The 15,562-nt window shown below is 58.6% G+C and carries 22 protein-coding genes, 1 tRNA gene and 1 pseudogene; 6 read left to right on the forward strand and 18 right to left on the reverse strand.

Annotation, left to right across the window (positions count from 1 at the left end):
* Positions 1 to 205 precede the first annotated feature (205 nt).
* The 3 genes from rpsA to JJJ17_RS07140 all read right to left on the reverse strand — a co-directional run bounded on the left by rpsA (position 206) and on the right by JJJ17_RS07140 (position 4,051).
* Positions 206 to 1,885: a 30S ribosomal protein S1 gene (rpsA, locus tag JJJ17_RS07130; protein WP_200684978.1), complete on the reverse strand. Its 1,680-nt coding sequence runs from the start codon at positions 1,883 to 1,885 to the stop codon at positions 206 to 208.
* A 244-nt stretch (positions 1,886 to 2,129) separates the two neighbouring features.
* Positions 2,130 to 3,212, reverse strand: coding sequence for an NUDIX domain-containing protein (locus JJJ17_RS07135; RefSeq protein ID WP_200684979.1), 1,083 nt, complete (start codon positions 3,210 to 3,212; stop codon positions 2,130 to 2,132).
* Complete coding sequence (locus tag JJJ17_RS07140; RefSeq protein WP_200684980.1) at positions 3,212 to 4,051, reverse strand: DUF2059 domain-containing protein; 840 nt, start codon at positions 4,049 to 4,051, stop codon at positions 3,212 to 3,214. The genes JJJ17_RS07135 and JJJ17_RS07140 overlap by 1 nt, the downstream gene beginning before the upstream one ends.
* Positions 4,052 to 4,181: 130 nt before the next feature.
* On the opposite strand from JJJ17_RS07140, the gene JJJ17_RS07145 reads away from it, so the two are divergent.
* Positions 4,182 to 4,271: transfer RNA gene (locus JJJ17_RS07145), tRNA-Ser, on the forward strand.
* Positions 4,272 to 4,338: 67 nt separating this feature from the next.
* On the opposite strand, the gene JJJ17_RS07150 is transcribed toward JJJ17_RS07145, so the two are convergent.
* From JJJ17_RS07150 to JJJ17_RS07170, 5 genes are read right to left on the reverse strand one after another with little or no spacing between them, the layout of a single operon-like run.
* Positions 4,339 to 4,647: a hypothetical protein gene (locus tag JJJ17_RS07150; RefSeq protein ID WP_200684981.1), complete on the reverse strand. Its 309-nt coding sequence runs from the start codon at positions 4,645 to 4,647 to the stop codon at positions 4,339 to 4,341.
* Positions 4,648 to 4,697: 50 nt separating this feature from the next.
* Entirely contained in the window at positions 4,698 to 5,240 is a 543-nt protein-coding gene (locus tag JJJ17_RS07155; protein ID WP_200684982.1) for a hypothetical protein, read from the reverse strand.
* Positions 5,237 to 5,452: a hypothetical protein gene (locus JJJ17_RS07160; RefSeq protein ID WP_200684984.1), complete on the reverse strand. Its 216-nt coding sequence runs from the start codon at positions 5,450 to 5,452 to the stop codon at positions 5,237 to 5,239. Before JJJ17_RS07160 ends, JJJ17_RS07155 begins: the two co-directional genes overlap by 4 nt.
* Positions 5,449 to 5,685 carry a hypothetical protein gene (locus tag JJJ17_RS07165; RefSeq protein ID WP_200684986.1) on the reverse strand — a complete coding sequence of 79 codons (237 nt, stop codon included), beginning with the start codon at positions 5,683 to 5,685 and terminating at the stop codon, positions 5,449 to 5,451. Before JJJ17_RS07165 ends, JJJ17_RS07160 begins: the two co-directional genes overlap by 4 nt.
* Complete coding sequence (locus tag JJJ17_RS07170; protein ID WP_200684988.1) at positions 5,682 to 5,894, reverse strand: hypothetical protein; 213 nt, start codon at positions 5,892 to 5,894, stop codon at positions 5,682 to 5,684. Before JJJ17_RS07170 ends, JJJ17_RS07165 begins: the two co-directional genes overlap by 4 nt.
* A 732-nt stretch (positions 5,895 to 6,626) precedes the next feature.
* Between JJJ17_RS07170 and JJJ17_RS20335 the strand changes: the two genes are divergently transcribed.
* The 3 genes from JJJ17_RS20335 (at position 6,627) to JJJ17_RS07185 (ending at position 7,420) form a co-directional block, all read left to right on the forward strand.
* Positions 6,627 to 6,773: a putative hemolysin gene (locus tag JJJ17_RS20335; protein WP_234463998.1), complete on the forward strand. Its 147-nt coding sequence runs from the start codon at positions 6,627 to 6,629 to the stop codon at positions 6,771 to 6,773.
* Positions 6,770 to 6,985 (forward strand): hypothetical protein, encoded by a 216-nt coding sequence (locus JJJ17_RS07180; RefSeq protein ID WP_200684992.1) that lies wholly within the window; start codon positions 6,770 to 6,772, stop codon positions 6,983 to 6,985. The genes JJJ17_RS20335 and JJJ17_RS07180 overlap by 4 nt, the downstream gene beginning before the upstream one ends.
* A gap of 237 nt (positions 6,986 to 7,222) precedes the next feature.
* Entirely contained in the window at positions 7,223 to 7,420 is a 198-nt protein-coding gene (locus JJJ17_RS07185; protein ID WP_200684994.1) for a hypothetical protein, read from the forward strand.
* Between the two features lie 68 nt (positions 7,421 to 7,488).
* Here JJJ17_RS07185 and JJJ17_RS07190 read toward each other — a convergent pair whose 3' ends face one another.
* Positions 7,489 to 7,701 (reverse strand): hypothetical protein, encoded by a 213-nt coding sequence (locus JJJ17_RS07190; RefSeq protein ID WP_200684996.1) that lies wholly within the window; start codon positions 7,699 to 7,701, stop codon positions 7,489 to 7,491.
* A gap of 9 nt (positions 7,702 to 7,710) precedes the next feature.
* Positions 7,711 to 7,932 (reverse strand): hypothetical protein, encoded by a 222-nt coding sequence (locus JJJ17_RS07195; protein WP_200684998.1) that lies wholly within the window; start codon positions 7,930 to 7,932, stop codon positions 7,711 to 7,713.
* A gap of 259 nt (positions 7,933 to 8,191) precedes the next feature.
* On the opposite strand from JJJ17_RS07195, the gene JJJ17_RS07200 reads away from it, so the two are divergent.
* Both JJJ17_RS07200 and JJJ17_RS07205 read left to right on the forward strand, forming a co-directional pair.
* The gene (locus JJJ17_RS07200) at positions 8,192 to 8,398 is read left to right on the forward strand and encodes a cold-shock protein (RefSeq protein ID WP_200685000.1); all 207 of its coding nucleotides are present in this window, start codon (positions 8,192 to 8,194) and stop codon (positions 8,396 to 8,398) included.
* A 314-nt stretch (positions 8,399 to 8,712) separates the two neighbouring features.
* Complete coding sequence (locus JJJ17_RS07205) at positions 8,713 to 8,871, forward strand: hypothetical protein (protein ID WP_200685002.1); 159 nt, start codon at positions 8,713 to 8,715, stop codon at positions 8,869 to 8,871.
* Between the two features lie 214 nt (positions 8,872 to 9,085).
* Here JJJ17_RS07205 and JJJ17_RS07210 read toward each other — a convergent pair whose 3' ends face one another.
* The 8 genes and pseudogenes from JJJ17_RS07210 to JJJ17_RS07240 form a co-directional block, all read right to left on the reverse strand.
* A complete protein-coding gene (locus tag JJJ17_RS07210) occupies positions 9,086 to 11,071 on the reverse strand; it encodes a calcium-binding protein (protein ID WP_200685004.1) in 1,986 nt (661 codons plus the stop codon).
* A 122-nt stretch (positions 11,072 to 11,193) separates the two neighbouring features.
* The gene (locus tag JJJ17_RS07215; RefSeq protein WP_200685006.1) at positions 11,194 to 11,358 is read right to left on the reverse strand and encodes a hypothetical protein; all 165 of its coding nucleotides are present in this window, start codon (positions 11,356 to 11,358) and stop codon (positions 11,194 to 11,196) included.
* Positions 11,359 to 11,805, reverse strand: a complete 447-nt coding sequence (locus JJJ17_RS07220) for a hypothetical protein (protein WP_200685007.1) — start codon at positions 11,803 to 11,805, stop codon at positions 11,359 to 11,361.
* 323 nt (positions 11,806 to 12,128) lie between these two features.
* Positions 12,129 to 12,224, reverse strand: coding sequence for a hypothetical protein (locus tag JJJ17_RS20340; RefSeq protein ID WP_234463972.1), 96 nt, complete (start codon positions 12,222 to 12,224; stop codon positions 12,129 to 12,131).
* A 52-nt stretch (positions 12,225 to 12,276) separates the two neighbouring features.
* A pseudogene (locus tag JJJ17_RS20345) lies at positions 12,277 to 12,522 on the reverse strand (Arm DNA-binding domain-containing protein); the annotation flags it as partial.
* A gap of 353 nt (positions 12,523 to 12,875) precedes the next feature.
* Positions 12,876 to 13,379, reverse strand: a complete 504-nt coding sequence (locus JJJ17_RS07230) for a phosphatase PAP2 family protein (RefSeq protein ID WP_200685011.1) — start codon at positions 13,377 to 13,379, stop codon at positions 12,876 to 12,878.
* A 131-nt stretch (positions 13,380 to 13,510) separates the two neighbouring features.
* The gene (locus tag JJJ17_RS07235) at positions 13,511 to 14,176 is read right to left on the reverse strand and encodes an ABC transporter ATP-binding protein (protein WP_200685013.1); all 666 of its coding nucleotides are present in this window, start codon (positions 14,174 to 14,176) and stop codon (positions 13,511 to 13,513) included.
* Positions 14,169 to 15,470, reverse strand: coding sequence for a lipoprotein-releasing ABC transporter permease subunit (locus tag JJJ17_RS07240; protein WP_200685750.1), 1,302 nt, complete (start codon positions 15,468 to 15,470; stop codon positions 14,169 to 14,171). The genes JJJ17_RS07235 and JJJ17_RS07240 overlap by 8 nt, the downstream gene beginning before the upstream one ends.
* Positions 15,471 to 15,562: the final 92 nt, after the last annotated feature.

Below are 15,562 nucleotides of genomic sequence, written 5' to 3' on the forward strand. Positions count from 1 at the left end.
ACTGCGAGATGGCATTGAACACTTACGACACATGCCACCAAAGGTTCCCAATGCAACGCCTTCGGGCGGCTATGGTTGCATAGGGTTGCAGGTTTGGCCCTGTCGCGCAAGGTCCGTCCTTGGGCCAACCCCTGTCATAGGCATAAAAAAACCCGCCCGGCAGGGTCTGCCGGGCGGGATATTAACTTCTCTGCCTGATCTTGGATCAGTTGTTGCGGTTCAGAGCCGCGCCAAGGATGTCGCCCAGCGATGCGCCCGAATCCGAGCTGCCATACTGGTCGATCGCTTCTTTCTCTTCGGCGATCTCGCGTGCCTTGATCGACAGACCCAGACGGCGGGTCTTGGTGTCCACGTTGGTCACGCGGGCATCGACCTTGTCGCCAACGCCGAAACGCTCGGGGCGCTGGTCCTGACGGTCGCGGGCCAGATCGCTGCGGCGGATGAACGACTTGACGCCGTTATATTCCACTTCGATCCCGCCTTCTTCGATCGCGGTCACTTCGACGGTGACGATCGTGCCACGCTTCACGCCGTCAACGGCTTCAGCCATGTGCTCGTTTTCCAGAGCCTTGATCGACAGCGAGATACGCTCTTTCTCGACATCCACGTCCTGAACAACGGCTTTGACCACGTCGCCCTTGCGGAAGTCCTGAATGGCGTCTTCGCCACGGGCATCCCACGAGATGTCCGACAGGTGGACCATGCCGTCGATATCGCCGTCGAGGCCGATGAACAGACCGAATTCGGTGATGTTCTTGACTTCGCCTTCGATGACGGTGCCCGACGGATGGGTTTCGGCAAAGACTTCCCACGGGTTGCGTTGGGTCTGTTTCAGGCCCAGCGAAACGCGGCGTTTGGCTTCGTCGATTTCCAGAACCATCACGTCAACCTCTTGCGAGGTCGAGACGATCTTGCCCGGATGAACGTTCTTCTTGGTCCAGCTCATTTCGCTGACATGGACCAGACCTTCGACACCGGCTTCCAGCTCCACGAAGGCGCCGTAATCGGTGATGTTGGTCACGCGGCCCTGATGGACCGAGCCGATCGGGAACTTGTCGCCGACGGTATCCCATGGATCGGCCTGAAGCTGCTTCATGCCCAGGCTGATGCGGTGGCTGTCTTTGTTGATCTTGATGACCTGAACCTTGACGGTCTCGCCGATCGACAGGATTTCCGACGGGTGGTTGACCCGGCGCCATGCCATGTCGGTGACGTGCAGCAGGCCGTCAACACCGCCCAGATCGACGAAGGCGCCGTATTCGGTGATGTTCTTGACGACACCGTTCACGGTCTGGCCTTCGGTCAGGTTGGCGATGACCTCGGCGCGCTGCTCGGCGCGGCTTTCTTCCAAAATGGCGCGGCGCGACACGACGATGTTGCCACGGCGGCGGTCCATTTTCAGGATCTGGAACGGTTGCTTCAGACCCATCAGCGGGCCGGCGTCGCGAACCGGGCGAACGTCGACTTGGCTGCCGGGCAGGAACGCAACAGCGCCGCCCAGATCAACGGTGAAGCCGCCTTTGACGCGACCGAAGATGGCGCCATCGACGCGCTCTTCATCGGCATAGGCTTTTTCCAGACGATCCCAGGCTTCTTCGCGGCGAGCTTTCTCGCGCGAGATCGAGGCTTCGCCGCGGGCGTTTTCGACGCGGTCCAGATAGACCTCGACTTCGTCGCCGACTGCCAGCTTGGCTTCTTCACCGGGATTTGCGAATTCTTTCAGATCGACGCGGCCTTCCATCTTGTAGCCGACATCGATGATGGCCTGACCCGCCTCGATGGCGATGACGCGGCCTTTGACAACCGAACCTTCGTCCGGGGTGTCGATTTCGAAGCTTTCGTTCAGGAGGGCTTCGAATTCCTCCATCGTGGCTTTAGCGCACATATATAATCGGTTTCCTTTATGGTCGATTTCACTGGCCTGACGGTTGGCTCCGCCGGTCTTTATGGCTGCCCTTCAGGAACGACAAAGGGTCGCGGCTTGTCGCCCGACCCGTAATTCAGTGGTCTGTTGTGACCATGTCGCCCATTAAGACTGTGGGGGATATACGCAGGGAAGACGGGGGATTCAACGCAAAACGTGCCATTTGGCACCGAAAACGGCGGAAATCGGGGGATCGACCCGGCACTCAGCCCGATGCTTGCGCCAGTTCCGCCCTGATCCGGTCTTTCTGCGTCTCCAGCCACAGCACGATCATCGCCAGCGGGCCATTGGTCACCTGCCCCCCGGTCACCATCCGCACCAATGTCTCGCGCGGCAGGACATGGCCGCGAATATCCTCGGCCTCGCCATCCAGCCCATGCACGCCGGTAATCCCGTCAGGCAGATCGGCAATTGCCGCAAAGGTATAAAGAAACTCGCCCAGCGTGCCCGGACTGGGGTAATAGTTCACCGCCGGATAGAGCCTGCCCAAGTTCAGATCGGCCTCTTCCAGCGCCTCGCGACGGATCGCATCCTCGACGCTTTCCCCGGCATCGACACGCCCGGCAATCGGCTCCAGCAGCCATGGTTGCGGATCGTGGCGCAAAGCGGGGATCAGCCGGAACTGCTCGATCACCATGACCCGGTCACGGACCGGATCCCACGGCAGCACGATCACCGCATCGCCCGAGACCAGCGCTTCCCGCGTAATCACCGGCGTGAAACCACCATCATGCTTTCTATGCGCCAGATCCCAGGCCTCGACCGCGAAGAAGCCCGCATAAGGCTGTCGTTTCGCGACAACCCGCAGATCCTCGGAACCATGCGGCGCGACCACCTCCCCGCCCGAGGGCGCACTGGCCCTGCCCCGCAACCGGCTGGCGGCCAAGACGCCAAGCATCGGCAGGCGCCGCGACAACAGCTTCACATCCTGATCGGCAGGCGCTTCGACGATCAGCGTAGCGATTTCCGCCGCCAGATCGGTCAGCACGGGATGCCACGGCCGCACGGCCTCACCCTGACCGACCGCCCCAAACACCGGCCCCTCGGGTCGCGACAGCGGCTGCAGCCCCATCACGGCGATATAGCGTTGAAGCGCATCATTCGACTGCACTCGCACGGCATTGATCGCGCCGTCTTCGTCCTTCAGCACCGGCCAACCGTCACGCTCGATCCCTGCCCGCTCGCCGCCAAGCAACCGGCCCTTCACCTCAACCTGCGCGCCCGTCAGTCCAAAGGCCGCCAGCATCAGACGCTGCGCCAGCAGCCCGACCAGATAGATATCCTGCATTACAAATCCCGTCCGCCAAGCTGCCCCGCCGCGGCAAGGCCAAGTTCATAAGATGTCTGTCGGTAAGCATGATCGAAACCGGCAAACAACAGCCCGGCCAAAGCCTGAGACGCCCCGGTCTCGGCGAAACTCACGAATTCATCAAGCTCGGCATCGCTTAACGGCGCATAGGTCATCAGCAGATAGCTGTTCAGCCAGTCGATCGTATCCTGTCTTACCTGAGCTTCCTGCGCCCAGGCATCCGACAGGATCTGATCTTCCGTCATCGGCATCGGATATCCGCCGCCATCGTTGAAGCCATTCGAAAAGGCAATCGCGGCATTCAGCCCGCCCGCAACATTCGGGTCGATCAGATCGGCCCCGTCGATCAGCCGGTCGATCTGTGCCACGCGCGGCGCATCCACCGTCGCGGCAAGCTGATAGGTCGCGCGCGCATCCGCCTCGACCGCCTCATCCATGAAGGCAATCCGGGCGGAAACTTCCAGCGCCATGATCCGCTTGCCAAGCGCGGTCTCATAGAAATCCAGCGCCTCGCCGATCAGGGCCGCGTCCATAGTCGGAATCGCCTCCTGCATCCCGGTCACAAACAGATCCTGCATCCGCGCCGGATCATGAATCGCCCCAACCTGATCAAGCCAAGCCCCGGTTCCACCACGCTGGAACAGCATTTCGGCCATATCATCCGCCTCGTCCAGCGCCTCATCGCGCAGAACCGGCATCATCTGCTCCATCTCCATCACCTGCCAGACCCGAGCGGCGAGATCTTCGGATGAAACGGGCTGGGCCGAGATGGGGGTCGCGATCAACAGAGCCACGCAAAGGCAGAAATTTCGCAACATGTCAGGCCCCGCGCTGGCGATATCGGGCGCCCGATGCGACCCATTTTCGGATTAGTCCGTTTTTTCGGCGAAACCCTCTTGCACTTCAACCCCCGCCCCTCTAAATCCCCGCCTCACCACCCAAAAGCGCGGAGAGGTGCCGGAGTGGTCGAACGGGGCGGTCTCGAAAACCGTTGAGCCTTCACGGGTTCCGTGGGTTCGAATCCCACCCTCTCCGCCAATAATTTCAGCTAACTGGTTGATAATTATGTGGTTTTTCGGCACAGAGGCAGGCGAATTCCTCCATTTTATCCCCCACCCGGGTTTGGAACTCGGGGGAACTTCGCGGACGATTGTGAAATAATCTGATCCCCTCGAGTGCTCCGGATCAGAAGAGTTCGGCCTTGACGCTTGCTTTCCAGCTTCCCGGCCTTGACCAGATTGCTGACTGTCTTGGTGGTCCTGCCGATCTGTTCGGCGTATTCGTGGGCCGTCACCCACTCCGGGCGCGGAGACAAGCGGACGGCGCGGATTTCCGCCCGAAGCTCTGAAACCTCGGCAAGTAGTCGATCAAGCTTTTCCGCCTCCACGGCTATCAACATCAACGGCTGGCTCATTTCGCTTCCTCTCGGGTTGCGGCCCCCGACCGAAGCCGGGGGCGCGGTTATCATTCGTCAACACCGAGGATGGCCTTGATCTCGTCCCAAATGACCTTGCCCTCTGGCGGGCCGTCGCTGATCTCATGAACGCCGTTCAGCGTTGCACCCATCAGCTTGCGCAAGGCGTCGTGTGCGGTCGTGGCAGGCAGTTCCAGTATCCTGCTCATGAGCGCAGCCGCCGCTTCCTGCGCCGTATCACCAGAGCCGGTGTCATCCGCCCTGTAGAAAGCATCGGCGTCCTTGTTCAGGCGGGTGATTTCTTTGTGCATCCGCGTGATCGGGCTTTCGCTGACCGGCCATTCCCCCGTGCCAGCTTCGACTTGAAGCAACTGGACGCCTTCCTCGGCCACAGCCATCAGCCCTAGTGCGGCTTCAAGAGAATAGGTGACAGCGTGTCGGGCGTCCTCGTGATCGAACCGGCCCGCGTTCATGTTCTCCAGCGCGAGATGCGCCGTCTTGATCAGGCCGTTCGCGGTGCTGATGCACTCAAAGGCCCAATCCTTCGGACGATCTGTCCGCATCAGTTTGTCCATCGTCAGGGGATAGGTCATTTCAACACCCCCTCCGGCAGATTGATGCTGTCCAGCGCCTCGTTCAGGCCGGATGCGAGCATGAACGCGGCCTGCGCCAGTTCGATCACCAGCGCACGTTCCCAATCTGCCGGGCGTTCAACGAAGTGGCAGAGGGTATCGGCCAGCCTTTGCAATGCAGCGGCATCGTTCTGGCAGGTTTGCAGGTATTGCTCTAGGGGTGCCTTGCTCATGCCTCGCCCTCCGCTTCAACGAGACGATTCCACACGTCATCAACCGACGCATGTGCGGCTTTCATCTGGGCTTCCAGCGCATCGGCGCATCCAATGAGTGCATCAAAGCTCTTGCGGCGCATCTGCTCCGTGCATCCATCTGCATGGTCAACGCAAATGGCCAAGGCGGCGATGAGGTTATCGGCCATGCCTAGCTGAAGATAGATCGCCTCTAGTTTATCTCTGGTGATCATGCCTCATCCCCCATCAAGCGTTGGGTCTGGCGGATCGCGCTGCGGATATAGGACCGGGCTTCCCGTTCGGTTTGGGTATAGCCATGCCGGTTCTCGGTCGCATCCAGCGCTAGTGTCAGGCTGTCGTGGATGTCGGCAAGGCGTGCCTGTGCAACGACACACGGCAGAAATGCCGCCAGAGCCGTTTGCGTCTGTGCAATATGAGTCATTTTGTCTTCTCACGGTTGATGGCTTGCTAAGGCCCACGCCGGGTTCGGCCCGGCAGCCGGGGGTTAGCAACTCGCCGTGAGACGAGCAGAACGCTTTTAAGGTTTCCCTCTGGACAGCACGTTCTCCCCCGGCCTATATAGGCAGGGTTATGAACCGCGCCGCCAAGCGCGTTCATCATTTCGCCGCCCTTCCTCGCCAAAGGAAGGAACCTCGCCAAAGGTGTTGCGGCTATCACGGTCCGGGTTGCTAAGCCCACGGACCACGCTACACTCATCAGGCCTACTAGATCAAGCACTTCCCTTCGGGGCGAATGCTTGCTTTGTGATGCCCATGGCGCAATCATCGGCATCTCAATCGGGGGCTGCGCGGTGTCCAGAATCACAGCTCGACTAAAATCCCTACTTCAGGCCAGTCGTGAGGCTGGGTTTTCGGTGCGATCTGCCGAGATCGAGGGCGATAGGATTACGATTGTTTTTGGAGAGCCTGAAAGCGCATTTAACCCGGTTGACTTCGTAGACTGGAGCCGCCCTCCATCAAAGCGCTCGGCGAAGAAGATTCCAGAAACAAAGTGAGGTTGCACCAATGGTTAAATCTTCACCAGTCTGGGCATGCCTAATGCAGTACGTTGCCAGAAAACCAAAGGAATACCTATGTATCGCCCTTTCCTCATCTTATCAGCGCTCGCCGTAGCGGCATGCGAACCTTCGTCACAGCAGTCCGCGTCTGCTAGCATGGCCAACCCCGCGTCGGTCAACTGTGAAAGGATCGGCGGCCGCCTCGAAATCCGTAACAGCGCAGGCGGCCAGACCGGATACTGCCATCTGCCGGATGGCAACGTGGTCGAGGAATGGGAGTTGTTTCGGACGGGAGCAAAATGACCCGGAAGTCGCGAAGTATCACAGCAGTTGAGCGCGCCTATCTCGATTTGTTGCTAGACGTGCCCAGCGACTTCATGCGGACCGCGGCAGACCGGGAGGAAATCGCCGCCGGGTATGAGGCGAAGGCAGCTAAGTCCCATCCCGCGGTGGCGGATTTGCTTAAACAAGCGGCACGGCGGGTGAGAGATAACGATCTTCCCCAGCCGGACTGACGCTTCATGCTTGACACGCTTTAATGCCCCAACCTCTATAAAAGGCATCTACGCATATCTTGCTCGCCCCGCCTCATCTTCGGCGGGGCTTTTTTTGGAGCGGCAGCGTATCGCTCACCAGCAACCGCGTTAGTTTTTGAGCGAGAACAGCATGTTGACTCCGGCTACGACTTCCGAAAGTTTTAGTATGAGATATCCGGCCAAGGCGTGGGACGGATAGCCAAGCTAGGAATTGCGATGCCAGATGCCGTTTCCCGCCTAGAGCAAGAGCTTCAGATCAGGCAGCGGACCGTTCTTTTCCTCGTATCGGAGTACGTTTCGCGAAACCCGGCTGAGCGTTCGAGGATCATCGCCTTTTTGGAAGAGTTGCTTCCTGACATGGACGAGGCAGCCGCGCAGATCGCGCGAGAAATATTGCACGACCTGAAAGTCTAACCAAGCCGACTAGTGGTGCGACGGGAGTTCGTGACAGTAAAGGGTTGAGCAACCCGCACCTCTGAACGCTATCCAAACTTTGCACCGGATGCCCCGATCCGTTGCTGAACTTCAATGTAACTCTCGGTGACGGCCAGTAAATGCGTGCCGTGCTGATACGGGTTATCTAGCAGTATCTCCGCCCCTTCGCCTTTTTGCTCTAGGTAGATGATATGCTCGACGCTGACGGTGACTTTTTGGCCTGGCATATTGAACGTCAGCCGGGTGAGTTCGATGAACATATATCGTCCTTATGTGGGGTTGGGGGAAGCGAACCTGACGCCGAGATGACCGAGGTCATTGACGATAACCATGTATGGCTCGGTCACGTTGACGATTGTGCCGTCGGAAAGTTTGATTTCGGTACCTGCATCATCAGCCACCTCGCGAACCGACACGATGTGCTCGACCGCCAAGGCTATTCGGCTCGGCTCGCGACCGGGTTCATTGAGATGAAGAATCATGAAAGCCACGCGCCGTCTCCCGTATCAGTGGAAGCGGCTACGGTAGGCACATCGAAGCATCGGGGCAATCGCTATCGGACGGGTTCGAGAGCTTAGGTTCTATCCCACGTCGGTCAGGTTGAAAATTCAGAAATCGTCCCCATATAAGTTCGGCTACGTTGTTTCCAACCGCACCCTGTCTCCTTGATCTTGGCTTCAGTTTGCTACTCGAACTGACCTGCCGAACCGCTGCATCCTGCGAGCGGCCCTAACTTAAGGAGACCTCACGATGGCCAATGGCACCGTGAAATGGTTCAACGCAACAAAAGGTTTTGGTTTTATCGCACCAGAAAGCGGATCAAAGGACGTCTTCCTGCACGTCTCAGCTCTTGATCGCGCTGGAATTCAACAAATTTCTGATGGTCAGGCGGTCTCGTTCGAAGTCGAGCGCGGACGCGATGGCAGAGAGTCGGCGATTAATCTGGCGTTTGCCTAGAATTTGGCGCCACGGGTCCGGCCCTGTCTGGGTCGGACTGTAACTGAAGGAGCAAGATCTTGGTATCAAAAGCAGCTGCCGAAGCGCTATTTAAAACGACCAAACCGGATACTCCTTGGGACCGGACGAATGACACTGCGAGACAGATTATCTCCGACGAGGTGAGCCTTCGCGACGCAAATGTCCGCCGATTGCGTGAACTTCGGGCCGCTCAGTCTGTCATCGCCCCTGCAGTGACTAAGAAGAAAAAATAAATTGGCGTCAGCTTTCCGATTCCTTGGGTAATCTTGCCTCATCGTCAATTGGGAGACAGCATGATGGTTGAAATCATCGATCTCGAAGCTCGTAAAGCCTACGGGACGATTTACGAGGCGATCATCGAAGCCAGCAAAGAGCTTGGCATAGATGAGCCAGGTGCGATCACCATAGCGGTGCGAACTCTCGAGATCCTGCAAGCGCGCGGAAGACGATGAAAGCGCCGAGAGATATGACGAAAGCGCGGGCTTTATCGGATGAGGAAGTCTACCTCACAATTCTCGATAACTGCTCGGCAATGGGCGTCGAGATGACCAAGGCACAGGAAATGGCGCATCGCGCAGTTGCAAACCGCCGAGCAGCCCTTAAGCCATTGATCCGAACGGCTAGATGACGCCGCATGGGTGCTTAATGTACTTCAACATACCCTCGTCAGCCAAACGTCATATCATCGGCCAAGGCCGCAATCGTGATATTCTTGACTGTCAGGATGTCGCCGCCGCCGAAATCAAACACGACATCCTTGCCGACCTGTTCCGCGTGGGTCCGCGCTTGCCCAAAATTACGAATGCCGTTGGAGAGTGCGATCGTATCAACGTTGTCTTCAAAATCGGTGATCACGTCGCGATCAAAACCCTTGGTGAAGACAAATGTATCCGCACCGCCACCGCCAGAAAGCGTATCATTGCCGGTGCCGCCACGAAGCATGTCGTTGCCCTGATTGCCAAAGAGCCGATCATGTCCCGCGTCTCCGAACAAACGATCATGCCCCGCTCCACCTGAGAGAGAGTCGTTGCCTGATCCGCCATAAAGTGTGTCATTACCAGCGTCACCGCGAATGTGGTCGCGGCCAGCGTCACCGGCAAGGTAGTCTCTGCCTACCCCTCCTTCCAAACGATCGTTGCCGGTGCCGCCTACGATCCTGTCATCACCTGCACCGCCATAGATAGTGTCATCTCCTGCGCCGCCGCGCAGGCTGTCATGTCCATTGTCGCCCCCGATCAGGTCATTGCCATCGCCGCCGGACACAACGTCATGCCCATTCCCGCCCCATAGGCGATCATCTCCTCTATCGCCAAAAATGGTATCGTTGCCGCCATTACCCTTTATGCGATCATCGACATAAGTTCCCTTGATTGCGTTGCCAGCCGCGCTGCCTTCAAAGACGGGCAGCATCAGTGCGCGAGAAGTGATAACGACATCATCATCGTGCGCATAGGCCAGTTCGGCCTGAAACGTGGAGACGATCCGGCCCTGATGGTTGATCAGCGTGTTGCCCGATCCCATGCTTTCATAGGGGTCGCCCTCGCTGATCTTGAACGATCCGGTCAGCGCCCGCCCGTTGGTTCCGAATACCCGGCCATAAAGAACCCCACCGTCGTATCTGTCATCAATCGCATCGGGAATCTGGTGAAAATAGGTTACCAACGTCCGGCCCGCGCCAAGATCGACTACATCTTGTAAGTGCTGTTCGCCACTGCGGCGGTCAGAATTCACCATCACGGCCGAGGTTGCGCCCGATCCGGTCCGGTCAAGCAGGCGGAAATAGACATCGGTATTACTGCCGGTGTCTTCCTCTTCCCGGTTCCACGCCAACGCATAGCCGCCGATTGAGCGACCGGCAATTTCGCTGCCGCTTTGTTCAAGCCCGAAACGCGAATCTGCATCGCGGATCAGTGGTGCCACCGCCTTTGCAGCGCCAACAGCGCGACCGTCTGCGGTGAAGGCCTGCGTCCAAACCGCATAGCCTTGCAGATCACCCTGCTTCGTTTTCTGGTGCCAACTGACCGCATAGCCACCACCGGCAGAAGCCGCGATTGAAGGGGAAATAAATCCGGGGCCAGTTAGCGGGCTGATACCGACCTCTGCATCATCGACCAGCCGAACCGCCCTCCCGATCTGCTCGCCATTGGCGTTGTGGCGATAGGCGAGGATATCATAATCACCAGGGCTTTCATAGCGCGCAACCAGCGTGATCGACTGTCCATTCTTCAGGGTGACGATATCAACTGTGTGGTGATCATTCGTCGTGTTCGGCGTCAACTGCTTGGCCGGTCCGATTTCCGTGCCATTGGCCCTGAAAAATTTGATGTAGCTGTCGTAGTTTCCATCGTCGGTGCCATCGATTGCAGACGGACCTTTGCTCTGGAAGATCACTGCAAAGTTCCCGTTAGAAAACGTAGTCCCTGCGGGAGAACTCTGCACATCATCCGTCAGGTTGGGAATACGCGAGTCGGTATCCGACGCACCGCTGAGATCGCTCGCCCAGACACGGCCATAGACACCGAAGGTGCCTGAAGCGCCGGGATCGGGATAAAGATCCTCCCAAAGGCCAAGAATATTCCCATCCCTCATAGTAAAAATGTACGGATCCCACTGGGCACTTTTACGATTGGCGGACAGGATATAGCTTGGCATCGGTAATTCTCTCGTTCGACAGGCGACGCGCTATTAGGGCCGAGATCGGCAAATTTGGCAATTATGGAGTTTTCCGACGGCGTTGATCCGCTAGCCTAATCAACGCTACGGCGTGATCGGGTTTAAAGACCGGCCAGCGCATCCACCGCTGGGCCGCTCTGAGCTCCGGATATCACCCCGGTCCAAGCTGTCGTGATCAGCGCCTGCACCGGCGCGGCAACGACGATCTTGTTGGTCGGCAACGCACTGGCGGTTCGCAGGAATGGCTTCGAGCCATTTTCAGTCACTCACTCCTCAAGAACTTCCCCTCCGAGTTCCTTGAGATGCCCGACCATAGCACGGGCGGCACCCGCGTGTTGAGCACAGCCTTCTGGACCGGCAATCTCTAACATTGCTGGATTCACGTACATGGAAAAATAAATTTCCGTGCTGACCCCCAGTTGCTCAGCCACAGTTTGGGCAGTTCCTGCGATAAGCGCGGCATCACCGTGTGTCACATCCGAAAGCTTACAATTGGTCGCTACGAGATTAGCCAGCACGAGTTCATGTAACGTTGCCTCGGTCGAAATTGGAGCGAGCGCTGCGACCGGTGGCGTGCGAATTATCGAGGTTTCCGCTAAAACCGGCGTGTTCGTCACGATGAGAAGGCCGAGAGCGGCAAATCGTGTTAGGTTCGACCCGGTGAGGTTTCTCGTCATCGTCGCTCCAGTCGCGAAGGGAAATTTAGAAGCCATGCGCATTTCCGCAGAGTTTCTAATGTTGTCCCCTTAGGAACGCCAGTCCTTCAAAGATTACCTTCAGTGGCCCGCCCCCGGTTCAAAGCCGAGGGTGGTTCGAAATTGTCGGCGGGGGTCAAACCGCCCCTGCCCGCCTGAGCGCCCCGGCCAGCGCATATTTGCCGACCGGTCAAACGCCCGGTGTTCGCTTTGACCCATCCTGATAAAACGAATGCAGGAGGTAGCGATATGAAACTATTGAGTTTATCCGTTGTTCTTTCGATGATGTGCGTTGGCGCGCCTGTTTTCGCACAGGCTCAAGATGCAGATGTCATCGACGGCTATTCGTCGAACACCGCGCTGGTCTGATCCACCAATGCCACGCGGTCCACGATGAACAGCGCATAGCTGCCCTTGCGGTCGGCCTCTCGTAGCAAGTGCGCTGATGTCAGCGTCTTCCCGGCGCCAGTTCCGGCCAAGCTTGCGATTATCGAAGGCGACGGCGCGTGCTTCAGCCAGCGTCACGAAATCGGGACTTCCAAGCCCCAGTTCAGTGCGCTTTCCGTTTATCACGATGCGCTGGACCCAGAACCGACCGCCCGTCTTATCCACTCGAAGGAAAAGACCGTGGCCGTCAAAATACTTGCCCGGTTCGGTGACTGTCTGCACCATACGGGCTGTCAGAGCCTTTGCTGGTTTGCGCAAGGGATATAAACCTTTCTTTCCGCCAAACATTCCCCCAGACGGAACGGGAACCACAGGAACAATAGCGGAACACGCAGGAATCACGCAAGTTAAAAATCACCAGCAAAATAAGGGCTATCGAGCACTTACAAGAACATGGTGGAATTGGCGAAGGCTGCCACCCTCTCCGCCATTTTCTTCAAATCCACACCGGTTAACCGATTGAGACGGTTATATCGCTGTTTTTGGTGCCAGATTCACGTCCAATCAGCCATTCAGTACATCTTACAGTATATCCTAAGTTGCGCTGCTTAATGGCGAATTTTAGCTACATTTGGTGCATGGTCGAATCTGCCAAGCCCGCCCTTTAAGGTTCGATCCACCTCCCATAGATGCATGGCGCCCTAAAATCGCATGCCGACGCTGAAGCTGACCTCTTCGCTGCCGATGCCAAAGCTTGCTGCGCCGAAGCTGAAGCCGATCAGCGCGCCGGTCATCACCTGCGGCACCGTATGCTCGCCGGCATGGACCCTGCTCCAGCCGGTCGCGCCCGCAGCGCCATAAAGGGCGGCACCGGCTGCGCGGTCATCGGCGAAGCATTTGCCCGCCAGATCGGAAGCGCCAAAGAACGCAGCTGCCGTGTGACCCGACGGGAAGCCTTTCCCCTCGCCGGAAGGGCGCGCAGAAATCGGGCTGCCGTCGAAATATTCCTTCATCCCCCAGACCACCGCCGCCTGTAGAATCCCGCGGACGGCGAAATCTTCGAGCCTGCCGTCACGCTCGGCACAGACGGCGGCGGCAAGCGGCAGGCCGTATTTCATCGCCGTGCCGAAACTCTCGAAGGGATCGGCGCTGGCGGGGGCAGCTATCGAGGCCACCAGAAGAAAGGCCGAAAGTTTATCAATCATGAAGCGACCGTGCGTTGTCGGTGTACGGGCTGTGTATGCCCCGTGCCTGATCTGTGTACGCGGATCACAGGCAAAATCCCAGCATTTGCTGACATAAATCACCAAGACAGCGTGAAACGGCATCCGCCCCGTTAATCGACGCTTAACCGGATCACCCGGTCCATCCGTTCAGCCAGTTCCAGATTATGCGTGGCGATCAGCGCGGCAAGCCCCGTTTCGCGGACAAGGCTCATCAACACGTCGAACACCCGATCCGAGGTCGCGGGGTCAAGGTTTCCCGTCGGCTCATCCGCCAACAGCAATGCCGGAGAATTGGCCAGCGCGCGGCAGAACGCCACCCGTTGCTGTTCGCCGCCCGAAAGCTCTGCCGGGCGGTGATCGGCGCGATGCGACAGACCGACCCGGCCCAAGAGATCGGCGGCACGTTCGGCAGCTTCGCGCTGCGAGACGCCAGTGGCAAGCTGCGGCAGGACGATATTCTCCGCGGCACTAAATTCCGGCAGCAAGTGGTGGAATTGATAGACAAATCCAAGCTCGGCCCGGCGCGCTTCTGTCCGCACCTTGTCGGACAAGCCGGTCATGTCGCGACCGTTCAGGACCACCTGCCCGGCATCGGGCGTATCCAGCAGTCCCGCGATATGCAACAGCGTCGATTTTCCCGCCCCCGATGGCGCGACCAGCGCCACCACTTCGCCCCTGCCAACGGCAAGATCGATGCCGCGCAGAACCGGGACCGGGCTGGTCGTGTCCTTGCCATAGGTCTTGGTAACGCCCTGAAGATGCAGAACTTCACTCATAACGCAGGGCCTCGACCGGGTTCATGCGCGCGGCGCGGCGCGCGGGGAAGATGGTGACGATGAAGGACAGGGTCAGCGACAGGCCGACGGCGCGCAGGATGTCGTAAAGCCGCAACTCGGCTGGCAGACGGTAGATGCCGCGCACTTCGGGCTGCCACGCCCCGCCATCCGTGATGAAGTTGATCGCCGCCATGATGCTGTCCACGTTCAGCGCCAGCAGCACCCCAAGCACCACGCCCACAATCGTCCCGATGATCCCGGTAAAGGCGCCGCAGAGGAAAAACACCCGCAAAACAGCGCCTTCCGTCAGACCCATCGTGCGCAGAATGCCGATATCGCGGCCCTTGTTCTTGACCAGCATGATCAGCCCCGAGGTGATGTTCATCGAGGCGATCAGCACCAGCACCGACATGATGACGAACATCACGTCATCCTCCATGTCCAGCGCCTGCAGATACCCGCCCGAAGCGTCAAGCCAGCTCCAGACCTGCGCGCCCTCGCCCGCCGCCTGCATCAGCGGCAGGGTCCAGTCGGCGACGCGTTCCGGGTCGTCCACATAGACCTGTATCTCGTCGGCAGCGCCTTCGCGGTTGAAATAGCTTTGCGCCTCTTCCATCGGCAGATAGGCACGGGCGCGGTCCACGTCGGGACGCCCGCTTTGGAAGATGAAGACTACCTCATAGGATTTCACGCGCGGCGCGGTGCCGAATGCGGTCTGCGCGCCCTTCGCGGCCATCAGTTGCACGGTATCCCCAACCCCAAGCGCCAGATCGCGTGCGATCCCCGAGCCGATGGCGATCCCGTTCCCCAGGTTTTCGACATCGCCCACGGCGTTCTGCGGGTCCACGATCCGCGGCATCGCCTTCAGATCTTCCAGTGTGATTCCAAAGATCTGCGCGACATTGGAATTGTCATTCGCCGACAACATCCCCTGCCCGCTGACGACTGGCGTGACATGAGTGACACCCTGCACCGCCGCCAGACGTTCGGCCATCTCGAGGTAATCTTTGATGCCGTTCTGGACCACATAGGTCTCGCCCGTCAGGTCGTTCTCGATGAATTGCGGGCCGGTATAGACGGTCGTATGGGCATTCGCGCCCAGCGTCGCATCAACCAGTTCGGTGCGGAACCCGGTCCTGACGGCAAGCGTCGCGATCAGCGCCATCACCCCAAGCGCAATCCCGATCATGCTGATCCAGGTCATGACGCTGACCCCGCCTTCGGCACGGCGGGCGCGCAGATAGCGCCAGGCGATCAGGAATTCATAACGGGAAAAGGGCGCGGGGCTGGCCATGCGTGAAGCCTCTGATTTTGCGCTGACACTTACCGCGCCATGCCCAAAGATCAACCCGACAATGGCGTGAAGCATCTTCGTTGCCGAAATAC

The organism is Paracoccus caeni (assembly GCF_016629665.1).
GTDB classification, from domain to species: domain Bacteria; phylum Pseudomonadota; class Alphaproteobacteria; order Rhodobacterales; family Rhodobacteraceae; genus Paracoccus; species Paracoccus caeni.

Coding starts and splice junctions, on each gene's coding strand:
- JJJ17_RS07140 (WP_200684980.1), bottom strand. CDS start 4,051: ATGTTGCGAAATTTCTGCCTTTGCGTGGCTCTGTTGATCGCGACCCCC.
- JJJ17_RS07135 (WP_200684979.1), bottom strand. CDS start 3,212: ATGCAGGATATCTATCTGGTCGGGCTGCTGGCGCAGCGTCTGATGCTG.
- JJJ17_RS07235 (WP_200685013.1), bottom strand. CDS start 14,176: ATGAGTGAAGTTCTGCATCTTCAGGGCGTTACCAAGACCTATGGCAAG.
- JJJ17_RS07150 (WP_200684981.1), bottom strand. CDS start 4,647: ATGAGCCAGCCGTTGATGTTGATAGCCGTGGAGGCGGAAAAGCTTGAT.
- JJJ17_RS07200 (WP_200685000.1), top strand. CDS start 8,192: ATGGCCAATGGCACCGTGAAATGGTTCAACGCAACAAAAGGTTTTGGT.
- JJJ17_RS07190 (WP_200684996.1), bottom strand. CDS start 7,701: ATGTTCATCGAACTCACCCGGCTGACGTTCAATATGCCAGGCCAAAAA.
- JJJ17_RS07180 (WP_200684992.1), top strand. CDS start 6,770: ATGACCCGGAAGTCGCGAAGTATCACAGCAGTTGAGCGCGCCTATCTC.
- JJJ17_RS07165 (WP_200684986.1), bottom strand. CDS start 5,685: ATGATCACCAGAGATAAACTAGAGGCGATCTATCTTCAGCTAGGCATG.
- rpsA (WP_200684978.1), bottom strand. CDS start 1,885: ATGTGCGCTAAAGCCACGATGGAGGAATTCGAAGCCCTCCTGAACGAA.
- JJJ17_RS07210 (WP_200685004.1), bottom strand. CDS start 11,071: ATGCCAAGCTATATCCTGTCCGCCAATCGTAAAAGTGCCCAGTGGGAT.
- JJJ17_RS07170 (WP_200684988.1), bottom strand. CDS start 5,894: ATGACTCATATTGCACAGACGCAAACGGCTCTGGCGGCATTTCTGCCG.
- JJJ17_RS07160 (WP_200684984.1), bottom strand. CDS start 5,452: ATGAGCAAGGCACCCCTAGAGCAATACCTGCAAACCTGCCAGAACGAT.
- JJJ17_RS07155 (WP_200684982.1), bottom strand. CDS start 5,240: ATGACCTATCCCCTGACGATGGACAAACTGATGCGGACAGATCGTCCG.
- JJJ17_RS07185 (WP_200684994.1), top strand. CDS start 7,223: ATGCCAGATGCCGTTTCCCGCCTAGAGCAAGAGCTTCAGATCAGGCAG.
- JJJ17_RS07220 (WP_200685007.1), bottom strand. CDS start 11,805: ATGGCTTCTAAATTTCCCTTCGCGACTGGAGCGACGATGACGAGAAAC.
- JJJ17_RS20335 (WP_234463998.1), top strand. CDS start 6,627: ATGGCCAACCCCGCGTCGGTCAACTGTGAAAGGATCGGCGGCCGCCTC.
- JJJ17_RS07205 (WP_200685002.1), top strand. CDS start 8,713: ATGATGGTTGAAATCATCGATCTCGAAGCTCGTAAAGCCTACGGGACG.
- JJJ17_RS07240 (WP_200685750.1), bottom strand. CDS start 15,470: ATGGCCAGCCCCGCGCCCTTTTCCCGTTATGAATTCCTGATCGCCTGG.
- JJJ17_RS07230 (WP_200685011.1), bottom strand. CDS start 13,379: ATGATTGATAAACTTTCGGCCTTTCTTCTGGTGGCCTCGATAGCTGCC.